This is a genomic window from Leclercia adecarboxylata (assembly GCF_023639785.1).
GTDB lineage: Bacteria > Pseudomonadota > Gammaproteobacteria > Enterobacterales > Enterobacteriaceae > Enterobacter > Enterobacter adecarboxylatus_D.
On sequence record NZ_CP098325.1, the window covers coordinates 1,219,209 to 1,239,241 of the forward strand.

21 protein-coding genes are annotated in these 20,033 nt (G+C 54.9%); 10 read left to right on the plus strand and 11 right to left on the minus strand.

Annotated features, from left to right (window positions below):
* Positions 1 to 6: 6 nt before the first annotated feature.
* A complete protein-coding gene (gene mtnK / locus NB069_RS05665) occupies positions 7 to 1,206 on the minus strand; it encodes an S-methyl-5-thioribose kinase (RefSeq protein WP_250588400.1) in 1,200 nt (399 codons plus the stop codon).
* 105 nt (positions 1,207 to 1,311) lie between these two features.
* Here mtnK and mtnA point away from each other — a divergent pair, with 105 nt between their 5' ends.
* Positions 1,312 to 2,331 (plus strand): S-methyl-5-thioribose-1-phosphate isomerase, encoded by a 1,020-nt coding sequence (mtnA, locus tag NB069_RS05670; RefSeq protein ID WP_250588402.1) that lies wholly within the window; start codon positions 1,312 to 1,314, stop codon positions 2,329 to 2,331.
* A gap of 89 nt (positions 2,332 to 2,420) precedes the next feature.
* Here mtnA and NB069_RS05675 read toward each other — a convergent pair whose 3' ends face one another.
* The 3 genes from NB069_RS05675 to NB069_RS05685 are packed head-to-tail and all read right to left on the minus strand — an operon-like array spanning position 2,421 to position 4,260.
* Positions 2,421 to 2,963 carry a 1,2-dihydroxy-3-keto-5-methylthiopentene dioxygenase gene (locus NB069_RS05675; protein ID WP_250588404.1) on the minus strand — a complete coding sequence of 181 codons (543 nt, stop codon included), beginning with the start codon at positions 2,961 to 2,963 and terminating at the stop codon, positions 2,421 to 2,423.
* Positions 2,960 to 3,649 carry an acireductone synthase gene (gene mtnC, locus NB069_RS05680; RefSeq protein ID WP_250588406.1) on the minus strand — a complete coding sequence of 230 codons (690 nt, stop codon included), beginning with the start codon at positions 3,647 to 3,649 and terminating at the stop codon, positions 2,960 to 2,962. Before mtnC ends, NB069_RS05675 begins: the two co-directional genes overlap by 4 nt.
* The gene (locus NB069_RS05685; RefSeq protein ID WP_250588412.1) at positions 3,646 to 4,260 is read right to left on the minus strand and encodes a methylthioribulose 1-phosphate dehydratase; all 615 of its coding nucleotides are present in this window, start codon (positions 4,258 to 4,260) and stop codon (positions 3,646 to 3,648) included. Before NB069_RS05685 ends, mtnC begins: the two co-directional genes overlap by 4 nt.
* A gap of 124 nt (positions 4,261 to 4,384) precedes the next feature.
* Here NB069_RS05685 and NB069_RS05690 point away from each other — a divergent pair, with 124 nt between their 5' ends.
* Positions 4,385 to 5,545 carry a pyridoxal phosphate-dependent aminotransferase gene (locus NB069_RS05690; RefSeq protein WP_250588414.1) on the plus strand — a complete coding sequence of 387 codons (1,161 nt, stop codon included), beginning with the start codon at positions 4,385 to 4,387 and terminating at the stop codon, positions 5,543 to 5,545.
* An 88-nt stretch (positions 5,546 to 5,633) separates the two neighbouring features.
* Here NB069_RS05690 and citR read toward each other — a convergent pair whose 3' ends face one another.
* Positions 5,634 to 6,548, minus strand: a complete 915-nt coding sequence (gene citR / locus NB069_RS05695; protein WP_250588416.1) for a DNA-binding transcriptional repressor CitR — start codon at positions 6,546 to 6,548, stop codon at positions 5,634 to 5,636.
* 776 nt (positions 6,549 to 7,324) lie between these two features.
* On the opposite strand from citR, the gene ahpC reads away from it, so the two are divergent.
* A complete protein-coding gene (ahpC, locus tag NB069_RS05700; RefSeq protein WP_032617008.1) occupies positions 7,325 to 7,888 on the plus strand; it encodes an alkyl hydroperoxide reductase subunit C in 564 nt (187 codons plus the stop codon).
* A gap of 148 nt (positions 7,889 to 8,036) precedes the next feature.
* Positions 8,037 to 9,602, plus strand: coding sequence for an alkyl hydroperoxide reductase subunit F (gene ahpF, locus NB069_RS05705; RefSeq protein ID WP_250588418.1), 1,566 nt, complete (start codon positions 8,037 to 8,039; stop codon positions 9,600 to 9,602).
* A 56-nt stretch (positions 9,603 to 9,658) separates the two neighbouring features.
* Here ahpF and uspG read toward each other — a convergent pair whose 3' ends face one another.
* A complete protein-coding gene (uspG, locus tag NB069_RS05710; RefSeq protein WP_223074893.1) occupies positions 9,659 to 10,087 on the minus strand; it encodes a universal stress protein UspG in 429 nt (142 codons plus the stop codon).
* 224 nt (positions 10,088 to 10,311) lie between these two features.
* Between uspG and NB069_RS05715 the strand changes: the two genes are divergently transcribed.
* Positions 10,312 to 11,553: a zinc-dependent alcohol dehydrogenase gene (locus NB069_RS05715; RefSeq protein WP_250588420.1), complete on the plus strand. Its 1,242-nt coding sequence runs from the start codon at positions 10,312 to 10,314 to the stop codon at positions 11,551 to 11,553.
* A gap of 70 nt (positions 11,554 to 11,623) precedes the next feature.
* Here NB069_RS05715 and rnk read toward each other — a convergent pair whose 3' ends face one another.
* Complete coding sequence (gene rnk, locus NB069_RS05720) at positions 11,624 to 12,034, minus strand: nucleoside diphosphate kinase regulator (RefSeq protein WP_250588421.1); 411 nt, start codon at positions 12,032 to 12,034, stop codon at positions 11,624 to 11,626.
* Positions 12,035 to 12,444: 410 nt separating this feature from the next.
* Between rnk and NB069_RS05725 the strand changes: the two genes are divergently transcribed.
* The gene (locus NB069_RS05725; RefSeq protein ID WP_250588428.1) at positions 12,445 to 13,065 is read left to right on the plus strand and encodes a flavin reductase family protein; all 621 of its coding nucleotides are present in this window, start codon (positions 12,445 to 12,447) and stop codon (positions 13,063 to 13,065) included.
* 4 nt (positions 13,066 to 13,069) lie between these two features.
* On the opposite strand, the gene rna is transcribed toward NB069_RS05725, so the two are convergent.
* Together rna and dcuC are read right to left on the minus strand one after the other, a co-directional pair.
* Complete coding sequence (rna, locus tag NB069_RS05730) at positions 13,070 to 13,879, minus strand: ribonuclease I (RefSeq protein WP_250588430.1); 810 nt, start codon at positions 13,877 to 13,879, stop codon at positions 13,070 to 13,072.
* An 88-nt stretch (positions 13,880 to 13,967) separates the two neighbouring features.
* Positions 13,968 to 15,341: an anaerobic C4-dicarboxylate transporter DcuC gene (gene dcuC / locus NB069_RS05735; protein WP_250588437.1), complete on the minus strand. Its 1,374-nt coding sequence runs from the start codon at positions 15,339 to 15,341 to the stop codon at positions 13,968 to 13,970.
* A gap of 724 nt (positions 15,342 to 16,065) precedes the next feature.
* Between dcuC and pagP the strand changes: the two genes are divergently transcribed.
* Entirely contained in the window at positions 16,066 to 16,641 is a 576-nt protein-coding gene (gene pagP, locus NB069_RS05740) for a lipid IV(A) palmitoyltransferase PagP (protein ID WP_434543606.1), read from the plus strand.
* A 190-nt stretch (positions 16,642 to 16,831) separates the two neighbouring features.
* Entirely contained in the window at positions 16,832 to 17,041 is a 210-nt protein-coding gene (cspE, locus tag NB069_RS05745) for a transcription antiterminator/RNA stability regulator CspE (protein ID WP_002439184.1), read from the plus strand.
* 219 nt (positions 17,042 to 17,260) lie between these two features.
* Here the strand turns inward: cspE and crcB are convergent, their stop codons facing one another.
* On the minus strand, positions 17,261 to 17,644 hold the full coding sequence (gene crcB / locus NB069_RS05750; RefSeq protein ID WP_039031372.1) for a fluoride efflux transporter CrcB: 384 nt from the start codon (positions 17,642 to 17,644) through the stop codon (positions 17,261 to 17,263).
* 66 nt (positions 17,645 to 17,710) lie between these two features.
* Between crcB and NB069_RS05755 the strand changes: the two genes are divergently transcribed.
* Together NB069_RS05755 and tatE are read left to right on the plus strand one after the other, a co-directional pair.
* The gene (locus tag NB069_RS05755) at positions 17,711 to 18,499 is read left to right on the plus strand and encodes a deaminated glutathione amidase (protein ID WP_250588445.1); all 789 of its coding nucleotides are present in this window, start codon (positions 17,711 to 17,713) and stop codon (positions 18,497 to 18,499) included.
* 125 nt (positions 18,500 to 18,624) lie between these two features.
* Positions 18,625 to 18,828, plus strand: a complete 204-nt coding sequence (gene tatE, locus NB069_RS05760; protein ID WP_250588447.1) for a twin-arginine translocase subunit TatE — start codon at positions 18,625 to 18,627, stop codon at positions 18,826 to 18,828.
* An 87-nt stretch (positions 18,829 to 18,915) separates the two neighbouring features.
* Here the strand turns inward: tatE and lipA are convergent, their stop codons facing one another.
* Positions 18,916 to 19,881: a lipoyl synthase gene (gene lipA / locus NB069_RS05765; protein WP_103178660.1), complete on the minus strand. Its 966-nt coding sequence runs from the start codon at positions 19,879 to 19,881 to the stop codon at positions 18,916 to 18,918.
* Positions 19,882 to 20,033 lie beyond the last annotated feature (152 nt).

Consider the following 20,033-nt stretch of genomic DNA (forward strand, 5'->3'; position numbering starts at 1 on the left):
GTAAAATCAGCTGTACTGACGCACCCGCGCCACCAGATCGTCCACGCTGTCGATGCGATCGGCAATCACAATCAGGGCTTTGCCCAGGGTGATGGCGTGGCGCAGGCACGCGTGGCGCATCTCCTCATCCCGGATGGTGTCGATATCTGCCACGTGCGACAGGCCCACGCTGCGGCGGATCAGCTCGGTGCCGCAGAAGCCAATGGCGTCGTGCCAGACCTTCTTCAGAAACGCGCTGGCGTAGCCCGGCACGCTGAGCGCGGCATCGCGGGATTTTTCTGCGGCCAGGGCCTGGAAACGCTCTGCGAAGGTGGTCCACAGCTGCTGGATATCAATCAGGCGCTGTTCACGCCCGGCGGCTGCGTCGCGGATGCCCAGATGACCCGGCAGGCCGCAGAAGTTCAGCAGCAGGTTGCCGATGGCGGTGCCGAGATCAAAACCTACCGGGCCGAAATAACCGAACTCCGCGTCAATCGCCTTCAGGCTGCCGTCGGCGACAAAAATTGAGCCGCTGTGAATGTCGCCATGCAGCAGCGCTTCGGCCTGGGAGAAGAAGCGGTGCTTCAGGGCGGCCACGGCAATTTTCAGCTGATCGTCGTTGCGCAGGGCGGCGACGTCGTTTTCCAGCGCCGCCGGGTAGTTATTGCGCTCGTGAATCTGATACGGATCGTTGAAGAACAGATCTTCGGTGATCTCGCACATCTCCGGGTTGATGAACTTTGCCACCTGCGCTTTTTTGGCGTGCGGGTGCAGATAAAAATCGCTGGTGTGGAACAGGGCGTGGGCCAGATATTCCCCCAGCTGGCTTGCCGCCTGCGGGTAGTAGACGTTGTTGATGAGCTCGCCGCGCCAGATCTTATGGCTGGAGAGATCTTCCATCACCATCACCGCCAGCGCCGGGTCGAAGTGGTGGATTTTGACCGTATGCTGCGGGCTGTGCTGATAGTGTTCTACCAGGGTTTGCGCTTCGAGGCGAGCGCGATCCAGAGTCAGCGGCCAGGATTCGCCTACGCAGCGCACGTATGGCAGGGCCTGCTTAACGATGATGCGGCTGACACCCTGGTTATCGAAAATTTTAAACACCAGATTAAGGTTACCGTCGCCTACCTCCTGCGCCTCCACCAGCGAGGCGGGATCGTCGAGGCCACCAAACTGTTGGGCATAGGCTACGGCGTCCTGAGCGGTAAAGGTATGGTATTGCGACATTGCCTGTTCCTCATCTGTTCCGGTAATAAAGACATTTAGACGTCTATACATCTGAATTTTATCCTGACACAATGTGCTACAACAACGCAACAGAGAATTAACGACATGCAGAGATTACAGACGACCAGCCTGCGGGTGACGGAAAATCAGCTATTTATTCTCGACCAACAGGCGCTTCCGCAGGAGAAACGCTGGCTGGATGCGACAACGGTAGAGGCGCTGGTGGGCCATATTCACGCCCTGCGCGTGCGGGGCGCGCCGCTGATTGGGCTTTCCGCCAGCCTGCTGTTGGCCCTGCTGGCGGAAAATGGCTACAGCCGGGACGAACTGGCGGCGGCTCTGGAGACCCTGCGCGCCTCGCGCCCGACGGCGGTGAATCTGATGAACAATCTCGACCGCATGAAGCAGGCGTTGTGGCAGGAGGATTTTGTTCCGGCGCTGGTGGCGGAGGCGCTGCGCCTGATCGACGAAGATAAGCAGCTCTGCGACGCTATCGCCCGGGCGGGCAGTGAGCTGGTGACGCCGGGCAGCCGCCTGCTGACCCACTGCAACACCGGGGGGCTGGCGACGGCGGGCGTGGGTACCGCGCTGGGGGTAATTGCTCATGCGCATCAGCAGGGCAAGGTCAGCAGCGTCTGGGTGGATGAAACCCGTCCGCTGTTACAGGGCGGCAGGCTGACGGCCTGGGAGCTGGGTGAGCTGGGCGTGCCGTACCGGCTTATCACCGATTCGATGGCTGCCAGCCTGATGGCGAAAGGGGAGGTGGACGCGGTGTGGGTCGGGGCCGACCGTATCGCCGCCAACGGCGACGTGGCGAATAAAATCGGCACCTATTCCCTGGCGGTGCTGGCGAAATTTCACGGCATTCCGTTCTATGTTGCCGCCCCGCAAACGACGCTCGATCCGAATTGCCCGAACGGGGAGGCGATCCCCATTGAACAGCGTGACGCCCGGGAAGTGACCGGCGTGGCGGGGAGTTTCGGCGCGGTGCAGTGGGCGCCCACTGACGCGCAGGTCTATAACCCGGCGTTCGACGTGACGCCTGCGGCGCTGATTAGTGGCTGGGTGCTGGACAGCGGGGTGGTGTGGCCTGAGGACGTAGAGCGTGGGGTTTTTGGGGGATAGTGCGGTCTGATCCCCTCACCCTGGCCCTCTCCCACAGGGAGAGGGAACAAACACTAAAAACGGCAACTGGGTTGCCGTTTTGCGTTTACCTATGGCAATCGCGGATAGGCATCTGCAATTGCGTCGCCCGTGAACTGCGCCACCCAGCCTTCGGGGTTATCGAAGATACGAATGGCGGTAAAGTTCGGCTCGGAGCCCATATCAAACCAGTGCGGCGTTCCGGCGGGGACCGAAATCAGGTCGTTTTTCTCGCATAACACCTGATAAATCTGGTCATCAATGTGCAGGCAGAACAGCCCGGCACCCTCAACAAAGAAACGCACTTCATCTTCGCCATGGGTATGCTCATTAAGAAACTTCGCGCGCAGGGCCTCTTTTTGCGGGTTATCCGCGCGCAGGCTGATGACATCCCAGCTCTGATAGCCCTTTTCTGCCACCAGCTTATCGATGGCGTGCTGGTAAGCATCGATCACCGTCTCTGGTGCCGGATCTCGGCCTACATCACGATCGGCTTCCCAGCGCTCAAAGCGTACGCCACGGGCATTAAGCTGCTGTGCAATCGCCCCGGCGTCAGTGCTGTGCCAGTGCGGCTGCGTGGCGTCTTTATCGGAAAAAATGGTCAATGCGCTCATGAAGGGATCTGCTCCGGATTGATGTCGTCAAATTGATGCACCTGGTGATGGTGGCTGGCACCGTCATCATCGCCACGAATCAGCTGCAGGGTGCGAAAACCGGCCTGCTCAGCGGCGTCCAGCTCCTGGTGAATATCCGACAGGAACAGGATCTGCGAGGGCGCTACGTTAATCTGGGCCGCAATGTTCTGATAAGACTGCACCTCGCGCTTGGCACCCACGCGGGTATCAAAGTAGCCGCTGAACAGATGAGTAATATCACCTTCATCGCTGTAGCCAAATAACAGTTTCTGCGCAGCCACCGAGCCTGAGGAATAAACATAGAGATCAATACCCTGCGCTTTCCATTTCTCAAGGGAAGGCAGAACGTCCGGGTAGAGATGGCCGGTGAAGTCGCCGTTGAGGTAACCCTCCTGCCAGATGATCCCCTGCAGCGCTTTCAGCGCGGTGGATTTGCGATCCTGATCCATAAAGGCAAACAGGGTCTCAATCAGATCCTGGGTGCTGGCCTGCGGCCCGGCAATCTCTTCACGCAGATTGTCCAGAATGGTGTTGACCGGCTCGGCATATTGCTGGGCGCTGACAAAGGCGGCCAGCCGCTCGCGCGCGTAGGGGAACAGGACATTATGGACAAAACGAATATCGCTGGTGGTGCCTTCAATATCCGTCACAATCGCGCGAATCATACTCTCTCCAGTTGTCGTAAACGCATCTCGCACTCGAACAGGAATTCGAGGCCTTCAAGGTGGCGTCGGGCTTCTGCCACGTCGCGTCCCCAGCAGGTTAAGCCATGCCCGCGCAGAAGAAAACCACAATTCAGCGGCCGCTCCTGGGCGTAATGGGCGATACGTGACGCCAGCGCGTCGATATCCTGGTCGTTATCAAAGAGGGCAATCGGAACGGTATCCCGATGTGTGGTCTGTCCGCTGAGCGATTTTTGCATCTCAAAGCCGCTGATGTGCAGCTCCGGCTCTTTAACCAGCCGTGACAGTACCGTCGCGTTGACCGTGTGGACGTGCAGCACCGCGTTCGCGTCCGGGAAGAGGCGATAGACCAGGGTATGCAGACCGGTTTCGGCGGAAGGCTTGCGGCCGGAGGGGGCGCGATTGGTGGCAATTTCAACCTGCAGGAAATCAGCGGTCGTCAGGCTGCCTTTGTCTTTTCCGGATTCGCTGAGCCAGCACCAGGTCTCATCCTGGCGTACGGACATATTGCCGCCGGTAGCGGGTGCCCAGCCCTTTGCACCGATCCAGTGGCAGGCTTCGACCAGGGCGGTGAGTTGCAGGTTGTCTGTCATCTTCCTTCTTACCTCTTCGGCCAGGAATATCATTATGATTTAGACGTCTAAGCGTCTTGATTGCCAAATACTAGCATCGTGTTATAGTGGCGGCAACATTTGTATTACATACAGGTCCGCCGAAATGAGTAATAACCCCTTGATTCCAGAGAGCAAACTTCCCGGTCTTGGCACGACCATCTTCACTCAGATGAGCGCCCTGGCGCAGCAGTTTAACGCCATCAATCTGTCGCAAGGTTTTCCCGATTTCGACGGGCCAGCGTATATCCAGCAACGCCTGGCTTACCATGTGGCGAACGGCGCGAACCAGTATGCGCCGATGACCGGGGTACAACTTTTGCGCGAGGCGATAGCTGACAAAACCGCGGAACTGTATGGCTATAAACCGGATGCCAACAGCGACATCACCGTCACCGCCGGAGCGACCGAAGCCCTGTACGCCGCCATTACCGCCCTGGTGCGGGCGGGGGATGAGGTTATCTGCTTTGACCCAAGCTACGACAGCTATGCTCCGGCAATTGAACTGGCGGGTGGCGTGGTCAGGCGCGTGGCGCTGCAGCCGCCGCATTTCCGCCCGGACTGGCAGGCCTTTGCGTCACTGCTGAGTGAGAAAACCCGCCTGGTGATCCTCAACACTCCGCATAACCCGTCGGCGACCGTCTGGCAGCAGGCGGATTTCGCCGCCCTGTGGCAGGCGATTGCGGAGCGTGAGATTTATGTTCTGAGCGATGAGGTGTACGAGCACATCTGTTTTGCCGGGGCGGGGCATGCCAGCGTGCTGGCCCATCCGCAGCTGCGCGAGCGGGCCGTTGCCGTCTCATCCTTTGGCAAAACCTTCCATATGACCGGCTGGAAAGTGGGGTACTGCGTGGCGCCTGCGGCCATCAGCGCCGAGCTGCGCAAGGTGCATCAGTTCCTGACGTTCGCCGTCAACACCCCGGCTCAGCTGGCGATTGCCGATATGCTGCGCAACCAGCCGGAACACTACCGTGAATTGCCAGAATTTTATCGCGCCCGCCGGGACAGTTTCATCGAGGCGCTGGGGGAAAGCCGTCTGGAGATCCTGCCCTGCGAAGGCACCTATTTCCTGCTGGCGGACTACAGTGCGATCTCCGATCTGGATGATGTCAGTTTTTGCCAGTGGCTGACGAAAGAGGTGGGCGTCGCGGCGATTCCTCTTTCGGTGTTCTGCGCCGATCCGTTTCCGCATAAATTAATTCGCCTCTGTTTTGCGAAACAGGAAAGTACTCTCCTGGCCGCCGCAGAGCGCCTTTGCGCATTATAAATCATAAGCCTGCAAATTATATTTATACGGACTATGCCGGAGTAATAATCCGGCGTGGTAACAATGTTAGAGAGAATTATTGACAGTATCAGTCATAATTAAAACCATCGGTATTGACCTGATCAATAAAGCTTGAAAAAACTCTGCTGGTTGTAGCCGTCCGGTTATACATCATATAAATATTTATCTCAGGCAATGAAAAAGGAACATCGATTTTTTTCAGCATAAGGGTATCGCGGTACTGTTTATAGGCAATTTCCGGTATATAACCCAGCAGGTTGGAGGCACTTATCATGTTAATAAGCGAGAAGAAAGAATCACTGCGGAAGCCAAATTTTCTTTCCGGGATATATTGATCTGATGACGCACGTAAGTTCGTTACGTTAGCGTCATTGGTGATGTAGTAGGTGTATTTCTCTTCGTTTAACTGCTCAAGGGTAACGGAAGCGCCGATGCGGGGGTGTGCCTGTCGACAGACCAGCACAATGGGAACGCTCATAAAGTGATTGCAGACCACCGAGCGATTGTTCACCGGCGAAAATGAAAACACCAGATCGGCTTTGCGATAGGCCAGCAGGTCATCGGCGCTCTCTCTTGACAGCAGCAGATCGTGGTACTCAATCTCATAATTGTGTTCGCGAATCAGCAGTTTCATCGGCCCGAACAGCCGGTCAGGCGTCAGCACCTGTGGCGCGTACACCGTCAGGCTCTTTTCGAGCGAAGAGCTGTGCATGATGTTTATGGTCTGTTCGAGCTGGTTGAGGTTCTCTTCCAGATGTTTATGCAGATTAACGCCAACGGTGGTTGGGGTGATACCTTTACCCGCCCTGATAAAGAGGGGATCGTTCAGCTGGTTTCTCAGACGCTGCAAGGATTGACTGACGGCGGAGGGAGTGATAAAGAGCGTTTCTGCGGCCTTACTGATACTAAGGTGTTGATATATACACTCAAATATTACCAGAAGATTTAAGTCAAATTTTTTGAGGTCATAGAGATTAGCCATAATTCATCCTGATTAGCTGTTCTGCCATAATTGGCATAGATAAAATAACTATAGAAGTTAGCCAGGTATTCATCATCCATTTGAATGCCTGACTTAACGAATCTTGAACTTCTACTTAATATATCATGGTTGTAGATAAATTGAATAAACAAGCCAGTGCGTCAGAGGATAATTTTGGTCAAATAAATTTGGCAGAAGGATTGATATGCTGATTTGTGCCCTTTTCAGGAGGTGGCCATCATTAATTTGAGCTGTAGAGCATCCGGTAATCCTGCGACCTGCTGTCATTCATTCTCATTATTCATCTTATAGATAGCCGGCGTGGCAGCGGCGCCCGGCGAAGCCATCATCGCTTCGCGATCTATCAGGGCATTCATGCGCTGCCAGAGAGACAGGGGGCGTTTGAATATCTTAAATCCTTATAAAACAACGGCAAAGGTGCGATTAGATAAAACCTATCGCAGCCATAGATATTACAACGTCTTTGCCAATTGCCCTTTGGTGGGGTGGGTGGTGTAATCCACATCGCTGTTACGACCTTGCTAAAGGTAATGTAGAGCGCAACGCATCGCCAGCTCTGGCTGGCACTGACGTTACCTTCGGGTAATTCAGGTATCAGGGCCGCCGTCAAGGCGGCCTTTTTACTTTTTCAGTTCACGTAGTAACGCGTAACGGGTTGTTAGGTATCGCTGATTGATTTGATAATGCAAACGCATTAGCCCCCATCGGCAAAGTTGGTTACCTTACACCTCAACGAAAACACGGAGGAAGTACAGATGTCTTTAATCAACACCAAAATCAAACCTTTCAAAAACCAGGCGTTCAAAAACGGTGACTTCGTAGAAATCACTGAGAAAGACACCGAAGGCCGCTGGAGCGTGTTCTTCTTCTATCCGGCAGACTTCACTTTCGTTTGCCCGACCGAACTGGGTGACGTTGCAGATCACTACGAAGAACTGCAGAAGCTGGGCGTAGACGTTTACTCTGTCTCTACCGACACCCACTTCACCCACAAAGCATGGCACAGCAGCTCTGAAACCATCGCAAAAATCAAATATGCGATGATCGGTGACCCGACTGGCGCCCTGACCCGTAACTTTGAAAACATGCGTGAAGACGAAGGTCTGGCCGACCGTGGCACCTTTATTGTTGACCCGCAGGGCATCATCCAGGCCATCGAAGTTACCGCTGAAGGTATTGGCCGTGACGCATCCGACCTGCTGCGCAAAATCAAAGCGGCTCAGTACGTTGCTTCTCACCCAGGCGAAGTGTGCCCGGCGAAATGGAAAGAAGGCGACGCGACCCTGGCTCCTTCTTTAGATCTCGTAGGCAAAATCTAAGTCAGTAATGCCCGGTAGCACTTCGCTTACCCGGCAATCAATGGGCGCATCTGCGCCCATTTCATTCCAGCACCATGATGCAAGTTGCATTCAGGCAGCCCGGATAAGGCCGCTTGCATGATGATGTTTTTTAAGCAGGAGATGAACAATGCTCGACACAAATATGAAAACCCAGCTCAAAGCGTACCTTGAGAAGCTGACCAAACCTGTTGAGCTGATTGCCACGCTGGATGACAGCGCTAAATCGGCAGAAATCAAGGAACTGCTGGCGGAAATCGCCGAACTGTCCGAAAAGGTCACTTTCAAGGAAGATAACAGTCTTGCCGTGCGCAAGCCCTCTTTCCTGATCACTAACCCAGGCTCTGTTCAGGGTCCGCGCTTTGCCGGTTCCCCGCTGGGTCACGAATTTACCTCACTGGTTCTGGCCCTGCTGTGGACCGGTGGCCATCCGTCAAAAGAGGCGCAGGCGCTGCTGGAGCAGATCCGCGACCTGGACGGTGATTTTGAGTTTGAAACCTATTACTCGCTCTCATGCCATAACTGCCCGGACGTAGTGCAGGCGCTGAACCTGATGGCGGTGCTGAACCCGCGCATCAAACATACCGCTATCGACGGTGGCGTGTTCCAGAACGAAATCACCGATCGCAACGTGATGGGCGTTCCGGCGGTATTTGTGAACGGTAAAGAGTTTGGTCAGGGTCGTATGACGCTGGCAGAGATCGTTGCCAAAGTGGACACCGGCGCAGAAAAACGTGCCGCGGAAGAGCTGAACAAGCGTGATGCCTATGACGTGCTGATTGTCGGCTCCGGTCCTGCGGGTGCGGCGGCTGCGGTTTACTCCGCCCGTAAAGGTATTCGCACCGGTCTGATGGGCGAGCGCTTTGGCGGCCAGGTACTGGATACGGTGGACATTGAAAACTATATCTCCGTACCGAAAACCGAAGGTCAGAAACTGGCTGGCGCCCTGAAAGCGCACGTCAGCGAATATGAAGTGGATGTGATCGACAGCCAGAGTGCCAGCAAACTGGTGCCAGCGGCGCAGGAAGGCGGCTTCCATCAGATTGAAACCGCGTCTGGCGCAGTGCTGAAAGCGCGCAGCGTTATCATTGCGACCGGTGCCAAATGGCGCAACATGAACGTGCCTGGCGAAGACCAGTATCGCACCAAAGGGGTGACCTACTGCCCGCACTGCGACGGCCCGCTGTTTAAAGGCAAGCGCGTGGCGGTAATCGGTGGGGGTAACTCGGGTGTGGAAGCGGCTATCGACCTCGCCGGTATCGTCGAGCACGTCACGCTGCTGGAGTTCGCCCCAGAGATGAAGGCCGATCAGGTCCTGCAGGATAAAGTCCGCAGCCTGAAGAACGTCGATATCATCCTGAACGCACAGACCACCGAAGTGAAAGGCGACGGTAGCAAAGTGACCGGTCTTGAGTATCGCGACCGCGTGAGCGGAGATGTGCACAGCGTTATGCTTTCAGGCATCTTCGTACAGATTGGTCTGCTGCCAAACACCACCTGGCTGGAAGGCGCGATCGAGCGCAACCGCATGGGCGAGATCATTATTGATGCCAAATGTGAAACCAGCGTGAAGGGCGTATTTGCGGCGGGCGACTGCACCACCGTGCCGTACAAGCAGATCATCATCGCGACTGGCGAAGGGGCGAAAGCCTCCCTGAGCGCCTTTGATCATCTGATTCGTACCAAAACAGCATAAGAATGTAAGACAGCACCTGCAATGTGAAGAGGCTACCCTGGGGTAGCCTCTTTTTTTTATCTCACCACCAGCACCGGAATGAAGGCGTGGCGGATGACGTTAGAGGCGTTCGACCCCAGCAGATGGGTGGAGATGGACGGGTTACGCGACCCGATCACCACGATATCGGCTTTGAGCTCGCTGGCCACCTCGTTGACGACGTCCCGCACATTGCCAAAACAGACATGGGTTCGGATCCGGGAGGGATCGATGCTGAAATGGCTGACCATGGTTTGCAGCCGGGTCTTCGCTTCCTGCTCGATATGCTCTTCGAAGCGGCGCATATCGGCGGCGAAGCGATGCAACCCAAAGGTGGCAGAGCCCGGTAAAACATGCAGTAAGTGAATAATACCATCCTGCTGCGCGAGGAATTCAGCGTGGCGGATCGCCTTGTCGCTTAACTCCATCTCGAAAACATCCACCGGCATAATAATCGTCTGGTACATACCCGTTTCTCCCTGTTATTTACGCTTAATTCATTCAATCACAAAATATAAATAGATTCTGATAGCCCGGTGACACTTTTTAATATCGCCTCGTTTGTTGGCTTTTTGCCGCATCGCTTCCTTTCCAGGATTATTCCCAAAGCCGCCCATTTCCCCGGTATATCTCCGGCGATAGCTACCCTTTTAAGGTAAACCCGTCTTTTTTCTCTGAAACCGGAGGTCAAATGAAAGCATTGACGTATCACGGTCCACACAGCGTTAAAGTTGAAACGGTACCCGATCCGGCCATTGAACAGGCTGATGATATTATTCTGCGCATCACCGCAACCGCCATTTGCGGTTCTGACCTGCACCTCTATCGCGGGAAGATACCGAAGGTAAAACATGGCGATATCTTCGGACATGAGTTTATGGGCGAAGTGGTGGAGACCGGACGAGAGGTCAAAAATCTGAGCAAGGGCGACCGGGTGGTGATTCCCTTTGTGATTGCCTGCGGCGACTGTTTCTTCTGCCGCATGCAGCAGTATGCCGCCTGCGAAAGTACCAATACCGGACAGGGGGCAGCCCTGAATAAAAAACAGATCCCGGCCCCGGCAGCGCTGTTTGGCTACAGCCATCTCTATGGCGGGGTGCCTGGCGGCCAGGCGGAGTATGTCCGCGTGCCAAAAGGTAACGTTGGTCCCTTCAAGGTGCCGCCCCTGCTTTCAGACGATAAAGCGCTGTTCCTCTCCGATATCCTGCCCACCGCCTGGCAGGCCGCCAAAAATGCCCAGATTACCCGGGGCAGCAGCGTCGCGGTATTTGGCGCCGGGCCGGTGGGGCTGTTGACCCTCGCCTGCGCGCGCTACCTGGGGGCTGAGCAGCTGTTTATTGTCGATCACCACGACTACCGCCTGCGTTTCGCCGAGATGCGTTACGGGGCTATCCCCGTTAACTTTGACCGCGACGACGACCCCGCAGAGAAGATCATTGAGCAGACTGCCGGAAATCGCGGCGTGGATGCGGTGATCGACGCCGTGGGCTTTGAGGCGAAAGGGAGCACCACGGAAACGGTATTAACCAACCTGAAGCTCGAAGGCAGCAGCGGCAAGGCCCTGCGACAGTGTATCGCGGCGGTGCGGCGCGGCGGGATTGTCAGCGTGCCGGGCGTCTATGCCGGCTTTATTCACGGTTTTCTGTTTGGCGATGCCTTTGATAAAGGGCTGACCTTTAAGATGGGGCAGACCAACGTTCATGCCTGGCTGGGCGAACTGTTGCCGTTAATTGAGAAAGGGCTGCTGAAACCCGAAGAGATCGTCACCCACTATATGCCGTTTGAAGAGGCGGCCCGCGGCTACGAGATCTTTGAGAAACGTCAGGAGGATTGCCGGAAAATCATTCTGGTGCCCGGGGCGCAAAGCGCGGAAGCGGCAAAAGATCGGGTCACAGGACTGGTCAACCCCATGCCTGGGGACACGCTTTTGTAACGAAGGTGAACGGAAAGAGGATGCCCGGGCATCCTCTGGGTAAAGCGCTTTAACGCTTATTCAGATGGGATTAGCGCAGGTATTCGCCTGCCGCTTCAGGCTGCCAGAGCAGTTCCAGCACCTCCAGATGCGTGGCGGTACCGCCTGGCAGTTCCCAGTGGATAGTATCCCCGGTACGCAGACCAATCAGCGCGGCACCCACCGGCGCCAGCACCGACAGTTGCGTGCTGCTGTCGGTCATCTGCGCCGGGTAGACCAGCGTGCGGGTGCGCACGTCGCCGGTGGTCAGATCGCGAAACGTCACCTTGCTGTTCATGGTCACCACGTCGGACGGCATGTCCTGCGGCGCGCACATCTGGGCGCGATCCAGCTCTGCGTTCAGGGCATCCGCGATGGGCAGCGATGCAAAGGCCGGTTGCTCCAGCAGACGGTCGATACGTTCAGCATCGAGTTCGTTAATGATAATTGTGGGTCTGGACATTATTTACTCCATGTCGTTAATGCTGCGACAACCGCAGAAGAGATGCCAAAAGAAAACCCTCGCCATCCGGTAGCGAGGGTTTAACGCTGACTGATAATACTGAGTCTGCGCCCGGGTTTGAAGAGATGGCTGTCACATTCATGGCGTGGATGTAGTCCGGAAGCCTCAGCTGGGTCGATAGTATGAAATTTAAGCGAAAGAGATGATCCTTTTAAAATTTGGATTATCCTTCTAATGCGCAGGTTATGTAGCGTGACACACCCATAACAGCAGAACAACGAAGACTGTAGCACGTATTTCAGTCTTACTTTTCTACGGATTGCGTTACGCTGATCCTCCTGGGGCAGGGGGATGAGCGAAGCGTAATCCGTGCCTGCCGGTGTGAATCAACAATCTGACCTGAGAGCGCTATGTACTTCTACCAACCTTCGCAGGGGCACGGCCTGCCGCACGATCCCTTAAACGCCATTGTTGGCCCACGTCCGATTGGCTGGATCGCGTCGTGCGATCCTGAAGGACGCCCCAATCTGGCGCCTTACAGCTTCTTCAACTGTTTTAACTACCATCCGCCAGTCATTGGCTTTGCCAGCTCCGGCTGGAAAGACAGCGTGCGCAATATAGTCGAAACCAAAGAGTTTGTCTGGAATCTCACCACCTTTGATCTGGCCAGCGCCATGAATGAGACCTCCGCCAGCCTGCCGCACGGCGAAGATGAGTTTCTGCGTGCCGGGCTCACAAAAGCTGAGAGCCGGATAGTGAAGGTGCCGCGCGTCGCCGAAAGCCCGGTCAACTTTGAGTGCCGTCTGTCGCAGTGCATCCAGCTGACTTCCGCCAGCGGCGCCCCGGTCGATACCTGGCTGGTGCTGGGGGAAGTGGTAGGGATCCACATTGACGAAAGCCTGCTGCATGAGGGGATCTACCAGACGGCGAAAGCGCAGCCAGTGCTGCGCGCCGGTGGTCCGTCAGCCTACTTCGGCATCAGCGAGGAGCACCGCTTTGACCTGATCCGCCCGGACGCGCGAAAAGGGTAAGGGCTCAGTAGCCGATCTTGTCGATCACAAACTGTTTGCCACAGTTGCCCGGATGCGGCTGGGGTGCAAATGAGGCGGTGGTCAGTGGGGCATTGATGCTGGCTGCGGTAAGCGACAGCTGCATCTCCGTAAGATATGCCGGGTTGCCGCTGCAGCTGAGCTTAACGGCTTTCACCGTGGCTGGCCCCCAGCTTCTGGCGACCGCGGCATCGAAGGCGCTGCGGGTGACGGTTTTACCGTAGTTATCCGCAAGGAACCGCCCCAGCGGGCTGGTTTTGACTTCCTGGTTCATGCGTACCATGGTGCCGAAATACGCGTCAGGATCGAAGCCGAAGCAGACCCCGTGTTTGGCATATTCGTAACGCTCGAGGCAGGAGTTGCCGCCTGCGCCGGGCATCACCTCGTTCAGTTTTGCGGCCCCGGTCAGCGACAGGCCGGTCTCTGCGGCATCGCATTTACGGCTGGCTTTTGCCTCCGGCATATTCGGGATGGGACGGGTCGCACAGCCATAGCGCATCCAGCGACGTTCGTCGACGCCGCGGGCTGCGATGGATTTTGGCAGACCCGGCCACAGGCCATGCACGGTGAGAATAGTCGTTTTGTCGTCACGCTCTTTTTGCAGGCGGCACTCGTCTGGCGCCGCGCGGTTGCGGTCATGCAGGCTCTGGCAAAAACCCGACTGCCATGAGAGCGCCAGCACGTAGCGATCAAAATCCGCATATTGCGTCGCCTGAAGCGGGGCGGCCAGCGCCGGCAACGCGCACAGCGCAACTGCGGTTACGCTGACAGGCAAAACGAAATCCTTTCTGAACATGTCAATTCCTGGTGGTTGTAAGCAAAATATTGCTGGGAGTTATTAAAGCACAAAAAGCGCCCGCAGGCGCTTTATGCTGTGGGATGGCTTAACCCACGGCGGTGCCAGGCACCAGCACTTCAGTGGCAATAATGACGATGACCAGCCCAACCAGTACCGGAACGGAGGTGCGCTTCACCACTTCAAACGGCGAAATTTTTGCCATCCCGGCCACGGCTACCACCACGCCGGAAACCGGGGAGATGGTACGGCCCAGGTTGGAGGCCTGCAGCATCGGGATAGTGAGATAGGCCGGGTTGATGCCGGAGGAGTGCGCCAGCTTCGGGATCATCTCCACAAAGGCGTAGAACGGCGCGTTGCCTGAGCCGGTCGTCATCGCCGCCAGCATGGTCAGGACCACCAGCACCATCATCAGGATAATACTCGCCGAACCGAAGGAGGTGGCGATGGAGATCAGGCTCTGGATAAAGCCGATGGTGCTCAGCCCCTGGGCGAAGACCCCGGCCGCGACCAGCAGCATGACCACGCCGGCGAAGGCGTCCGCCATGCCGCGATAGGCCACTTCCAGGCCGCTAAAGACCTTCTGGGTATTAAAGCCGCGAACAAATTCCAGCACGGCGGCAATCAGCATGCAGAGCACCAGGATGGTGATGATATGCAGCTCCGGGCCCCATTTGCCGTCAAAAATCAGCACCCCGATGATAGGCGTGAACGGCAGAATGGCATAGAAGGAAGGGGCGGTAGTGGTGATTTCGCTGACGTCGAGACGCTCGTGAGAGATGTTCTCTTTTTTATCGAGGTAGCGCTGCCAGAAGAAGTGCGCAATCGCCATGCCGATAATGGCGGTGATGGAGATTGGCAGGGTGGTTTTAAAGGCGAAATCAATCAGCGGCATCTCGGCGGCTTTGGCGGCAAGCACCACGTCACCGGAAGTTGGCGAGAGAATAATGGCTGCCGGAGAGGCACAAATAGCCGCTGCTGCGCCGCGGCTGATCCCCACGTTGACCATTACCGGGAACAGGGTCGCCATCAGCAGTACGCCCAGGCCCGTCGCCGACGATACGGCCAGCGACATCAGACAGGCCACGAAATAGGCGGCAATCATCAGCAGGTAAGGGGAGTTGATATAGCTCAACGGCTTTGAGGCCAGCTTGACCACCATATCGTTGGCGCCGATATGGGTCATATAGGCGGCAAATCCGCAGAGCATCATGATCATCATCCCCAGATCGCCACCGCGGCTCATCAGCAGGATTTTGATGTATTCAATGATGTCAGTCGCCGTGTAACCGGTGCTGGTGGCGCTGGACGGCAGCACCTTGTGGCCCATCAGGGCGCTGACGATGAGCAGGGTAAGACCGCCGACAAACAGCACCCCGGTCGCGGAGTAACCTTTGATGATGTAGCGCGCGACCCCGACAATGACAATCACCCCAATCAGGAGCTCGATAAACGTTAGCATGGTTCCCTCTGTCTCCCGACGCCCCAGAGCGAAAGGATCAATAAGCAATGAAAATAAGGTGACAAAATGTGCCGAAATAATGGTCCAGGCTCGCTGACTAAAATCAATAAATCTACTACTAAAGGAGATATTGTTACGAATTTACTCATACTGCGCCCCTTACCTTCGCAGAGTGGGCCTGCTGGTACGCAAAATCACGAGGGCGGTACGAATTTTGAACAAGTTAAGGTTTTTGTCTGCGCTTTTTAAAAGACGCGTTGTAATAAATTTTAACGTCTGGTGTTTAGCGTACTCTCTGTCACCGGGGAATAATTTTTTTGTTTCGCGTATTTATTATATTTGAATTGTGATTGTAGGGTTTTAACAAGAGTTAAAGTAAGATTGAAAAATATTATCTGCTGTGGTTTTCCTTGGCAGAGCAGAAGTACCCTACGCGAGAAGACGATAGCGGTTTGGCTGCTCATGAAGGAGCCTGGCATTGCGCTGTTATGCGTGAGGCAGCGCTGCGGTGGCGGGGGGAGCGCCCCGTCATGCTGCCGGAGGTATTATCGGAATACTATTAGCCTTCCTTAATTGTGGATTCATTCATTTAAGGTTCAATCTATTATTAGACTATTTTTGTGTTATTTAAATCATTAATAAAGTAAAAGCCAATACCTCACGAATCCCATCCGACATATTCTGTGCGCAAATATGTGCCGTACAGGATGTAGGTAATAATATCGTGAGCGTTGTTAATAAATTTGTTTTAATTATTTTTGTTATTATGGCTGAGTTGACTTTTTCAACAATAGCAACAGCAAAAGACGTCCCCTCCTCTGACAATTGGTTGAATTCGTACACCCGTAATGTGAAACAAACCTGGCAACAGCCGCAGCATTACGATCTGTACGTGCCTGCTATTACCTGGCACGCGCGTTTTGCTTACGACAAAGAGAAGACCGATCGCCACAATGAGCATCCCTGGGGAGCCGGATTCGGACAGTCGCGCTGGGATGAAAAAGGGAACTGGCATGGTCTCTACCTGATGGCGTTTAAGGACTCCTTCAATAAGTGGGAGCCTGTGGCGGGTTACGGCTGGGAAAAAACCTGGCGTCCGCTGGCAAATGATCAATTCCATCTGGGGCTCGGCTACACCTCAGGCGTGACGGCACGCAACAACTGGAACTATATCCCCATTCCGGTGCTCCTCCCCCTGGCTTCGGTGGGGTACGGCCCTGCAACTTTCCAGATGACTTACATCCCCGGCACCTACAACACGGGCAACGTTTACTTCGCCTGGATGCGCTTCCAGTTTTAACTGAAAAAACTTTACGTTCTGGTGATTTAATAGCCAGTTGTTGAATCGTAAAGGATAAAAATGGGGACGTAAAAATTAACGCGACTTTTGTCACTTTTCTTCAAAAAGGCGCTGGACAAAACCGCTCACAATTGTTGTACTGATACCCGACACAGCATTTGTGTCCAATTTTCATGTAAAGGTAATTTTGATGTCTAAGATTAAAGGTAACGTTAAGTGGTTTAATGAGTCCAAAGGATTCGGTTTCATTACTCCGGAAGATGGCAGCAAAGACGTGTTCGTACACTTCTCTGCAATCCAGAGCAATGGTTTCAAAACCCTGGCTGAAGGTCAGCGCGTTGAGTTTGAAATCACTAACGGTGCCAAAGGCCCTTCTGCTGCTAACGTAATCGCTCTGTAATTCAGACGAGACAGCAAGAATTTCAAAACCCGCTCATTGAGCGGGTTTTTTTCGTTCTGAGCTAGCTGAACAAGTACAGTCTCAGAAAGCAGGCGACGATCGCCACGCTCAGCATGACCATCCCCGCGTTTGTAATTTTCTCTTTCATTGCGACACCCCTCAGTGTATGTGGTGACAGGGTGCCTGAGAAAAATTAAGCCAACATTAAGGTCCGCATCTTTAATGCGCATTAACCGCAGAAATTAACCAGAATGCGAGCGCGGTCATCATTAGCGACCCCAACAGGTTAACGGCAATATTCAGCAGCGCCCAGGCTGCCCGGCCATCCTGCAACAGAAACACCACTTCGGCTGAAAAGGTGGAGAATGTCGTCAGCCCGCCGCAGAATCCGGTGGTTATCAACACTTTCCAGACCGGGTCTATGTGGGTCATTCTGTTGAACCACGCCAGTCCCAGGCCAATGATAAATGCGCCAAGAAGATTGGCTGTCAGGGTGCCGAACGGGATCTGCTGATGGAGCGGATTAAAACGCATGCTTAAGAGCCAGCGCGCCACGCTTCCTGTGCCCCCACCGATAAAAACGGCTAAAAGTAGTTGAAACACGAACAATACCTGCTGTTTGATGTTTAAGGGCTATGAGTGTAACGCCGTTTAATGCAGGGGGAAAATATGTACGTAGCGGTCGGACAATTTGCAGTAACAGCGGACTGGCAAAAAAATGCCGGAACCTGCGTTTCACAGATGGCTCAGGCGGCAGAGCAGGGAGCATCGCTGCTGGTGCTGCCCGAAGCGCTGCTGGCGCGTGACGATAACGATCCCGACCTCTCCGTGAAGTCAGCCCAGCGGCTCGACGGCGGCTTTCTGACGCTGCTGCTGGCCGAGAGCGCACGTAACACCCTGACCACGGTTCTGACCGTCCATGTCCCTTCCACTGCCGGCAGAGCGGTTAACACCCTTGTCGCACTGCGCGGCGGCAGGATCGTTGAGCAGTACGCCAAGCTTCATCTGTATGATGCGTTCAGTATTCAGGAGTCCAGGCTGGTTGATGCAGGCTCGGTTGTACCGCCGCTGATTGAAATCGAGGGCATCCATCTTGGGCTGATGACCTGCTACGATCTGCGCTTCCCGGAGATGGCACTGAATCTGGCGCTGGCGGGGGCAGAAGTGCTGGTTCTGCCTGCGGCCTGGGTCAGAGGGCCTCTGAAGGAGCACCACTGGTCAACGTTGCTGGCTGCCCGGGCGCTGGACACCACCTGCTATGTGATAGCGGCGGGGGAGTGCGGCAATAAGAATATCGGCCAGAGCCGCATTATCGATCCCCTGGGCGTGACGATAGCGGCGGCGGCTGAGGGGCCTGCGCTGCTGCTGGCCGAGATTAGCCGGGAGCGTATTACCCAGGCGCGTCAGCAATTGCCGGTTTTGCGCAACCGACGCTTCGCGCCGCCGCAATTATTGTGACTTTTTTAAACAACGCTTGATTCACCTTGTTACAGATTGCTATTGTGTGCGGGCGTCAAATGACCGTTAATAAGGTCGGGTTTTTAAGGCGCGAAATGCAGCCTGTTTACGTCAAGAAGGTATCTATGGGTGAAATTAGTATTACCAAACTGCTGGTGGTAGCCGCACTGGTTGTCCTGCTGTTTGGTACCAAGAAATTACGTACGCTGGGCGGAGACCTGGGTGCTGCCATCAAAGGCTTCAAAAAGGCGATGAATGACGATGACGCAACGGTGCAAAAAACGGCCGACGCGGATATCGCTGCCGAGAAACTCTCTCACAAAGAGTAACGGCAAATGCCCTGTGGCTTTTGAAAGAAAAAAACCGGCCTGTAAGCCGGTTTTTTTATGGGTGAACTGTAAACGTTTGTGACGGGTTTACTTCACTTCTTCGCCTTTCGCCTGCATATCGGCGTGGTAAGACGAACGCACGAACGGACCGCAGGCTGCATGGGTAAAGCCCATCGCCATCGCTTCGGCTTTCATTTCATCAAACTCTTCAGGACTCACGTAGCGCTGCACCGGCAGGTGATGGCGGCTTGGCTGCAGATACTGGCCCAGGGTCAGCATGGTGACGCCATGGCGACGCAGGTCACGCATCACTTCAACAATCTCTTCATTCGTTTCACCGAGACCAACCATCAGACCTGATTTTGTCGGGATATCCGGATGGGCTTCTTTAAAGCGTTCCAGCAGCTTCAGCGACCAGTTGTAATCTGCACCCGGACGCACCTGACGATAGAGGCGCGGCACGTTTTCAAGGTTGTGGTTGAACACGTCTGGCGGGTTGGCATTGAGGATCTCCAGCGCACGGTCCATACGGCCACGGAAGTCAGGAACCAGCGTCTCGATCTTAATGGACGGGCTCTTTTCACGGATGGCAGTGATACAGTCAGCAAAGTGCTGAGCACCGCCGTCGCGCAGATCGTCGCGGTCGACAGAGGTGATAACCACATAGCGTAATGCCATGTCGGCGATAGTCTGGGCCAGTTTCTGCGGTTCATTCGCGTCCGGGGCGACAGGACGGCCATGTGCAACGTCACAGAACGGGCAACGGCGGGTACAGATAGCGCCGAGGATCATGAAGGTCGCGGTGCCGTGGTTGAAACATTCGGCCAGGTTCGGGCAAGAGGCCTCTTCACAAACGGAGTGAAGGCCGTTTTTGCGCATCGCCGCTTTGATTCCCTGAATACGCGAAGAGTCCGCCGGAAGTTTGATTTTCATCCAGGCCGGTTTTCTTAACAGCGCTTCGCGCTCCGTAGCCACGTTTTTAACCGGGATTAGGGCCATTTTATCGGCATCGCGGTATTTAACACCGCGTTCCATCACAATGGGTTTACTCATAGCGTGCGTCTTCCAGTTGCGAAAATCGAAGGAAAGCGTTTCAATTCAAGGGAATGTTGTATTTATCAACTATTTTTGAACGAACGACAGGCAGTATATCATTGATACGGACGATAAAGCAGCCTGCCCGGTCGCCAAATTGTAAAATAGTT

Bases quoted from the DNA above. Each gene is read 5' to 3' on its own strand.
- mtnK (WP_250588400.1), bottom strand. From the start codon at position 1,206: ATGTCGCAATACCATACCTTTACCGCTCAGGACGCCGTAGCCTATGCC.
- mtnA (WP_250588402.1), top strand. From the start codon at position 1,312: ATGCAGAGATTACAGACGACCAGCCTGCGGGTGACGGAAAATCAGCTA.
- NB069_RS05675 (WP_250588404.1), bottom strand. From the start codon at position 2,963: ATGAGCGCATTGACCATTTTTTCCGATAAAGACGCCACGCAGCCGCAC.
- mtnC (WP_250588406.1), bottom strand. From the start codon at position 3,649: ATGATTCGCGCGATTGTGACGGATATTGAAGGCACCACCAGCGATATT.
- NB069_RS05685 (WP_250588412.1), bottom strand. From the start codon at position 4,260: ATGACAGACAACCTGCAACTCACCGCCCTGGTCGAAGCCTGCCACTGG.
- NB069_RS05690 (WP_250588414.1), top strand. From the start codon at position 4,385: ATGAGTAATAACCCCTTGATTCCAGAGAGCAAACTTCCCGGTCTTGGC.
- citR (WP_250588416.1), bottom strand. From the start codon at position 6,548: ATGGCTAATCTCTATGACCTCAAAAAATTTGACTTAAATCTTCTGGTA.
- ahpC (WP_032617008.1), top strand. From the start codon at position 7,325: ATGTCTTTAATCAACACCAAAATCAAACCTTTCAAAAACCAGGCGTTC.
- ahpF (WP_250588418.1), top strand. From the start codon at position 8,037: ATGCTCGACACAAATATGAAAACCCAGCTCAAAGCGTACCTTGAGAAG.
- uspG (WP_223074893.1), bottom strand. From the start codon at position 10,087: ATGTACCAGACGATTATTATGCCGGTGGATGTTTTCGAGATGGAGTTA.
- NB069_RS05715 (WP_250588420.1), top strand. From the start codon at position 10,312: ATGAAAGCATTGACGTATCACGGTCCACACAGCGTTAAAGTTGAAACG.
- rnk (WP_250588421.1), bottom strand. From the start codon at position 12,034: ATGTCCAGACCCACAATTATCATTAACGAACTCGATGCTGAACGTATC.
- NB069_RS05725 (WP_250588428.1), top strand. From the start codon at position 12,445: ATGTACTTCTACCAACCTTCGCAGGGGCACGGCCTGCCGCACGATCCC.
- rna (WP_250588430.1), bottom strand. From the start codon at position 13,879: ATGTTCAGAAAGGATTTCGTTTTGCCTGTCAGCGTAACCGCAGTTGCG.
- dcuC (WP_250588437.1), bottom strand. From the start codon at position 15,341: ATGCTAACGTTTATCGAGCTCCTGATTGGGGTGATTGTCATTGTCGGG.
- cspE (WP_002439184.1), top strand. From the start codon at position 16,832: ATGTCTAAGATTAAAGGTAACGTTAAGTGGTTTAATGAGTCCAAAGGA.
- NB069_RS05755 (WP_250588445.1), top strand. From the start codon at position 17,711: ATGTACGTAGCGGTCGGACAATTTGCAGTAACAGCGGACTGGCAAAAA.
- tatE (WP_250588447.1), top strand. From the start codon at position 18,625: ATGGGTGAAATTAGTATTACCAAACTGCTGGTGGTAGCCGCACTGGTT.
- lipA (WP_103178660.1), bottom strand. From the start codon at position 19,881: ATGAGTAAACCCATTGTGATGGAACGCGGTGTTAAATACCGCGATGCC.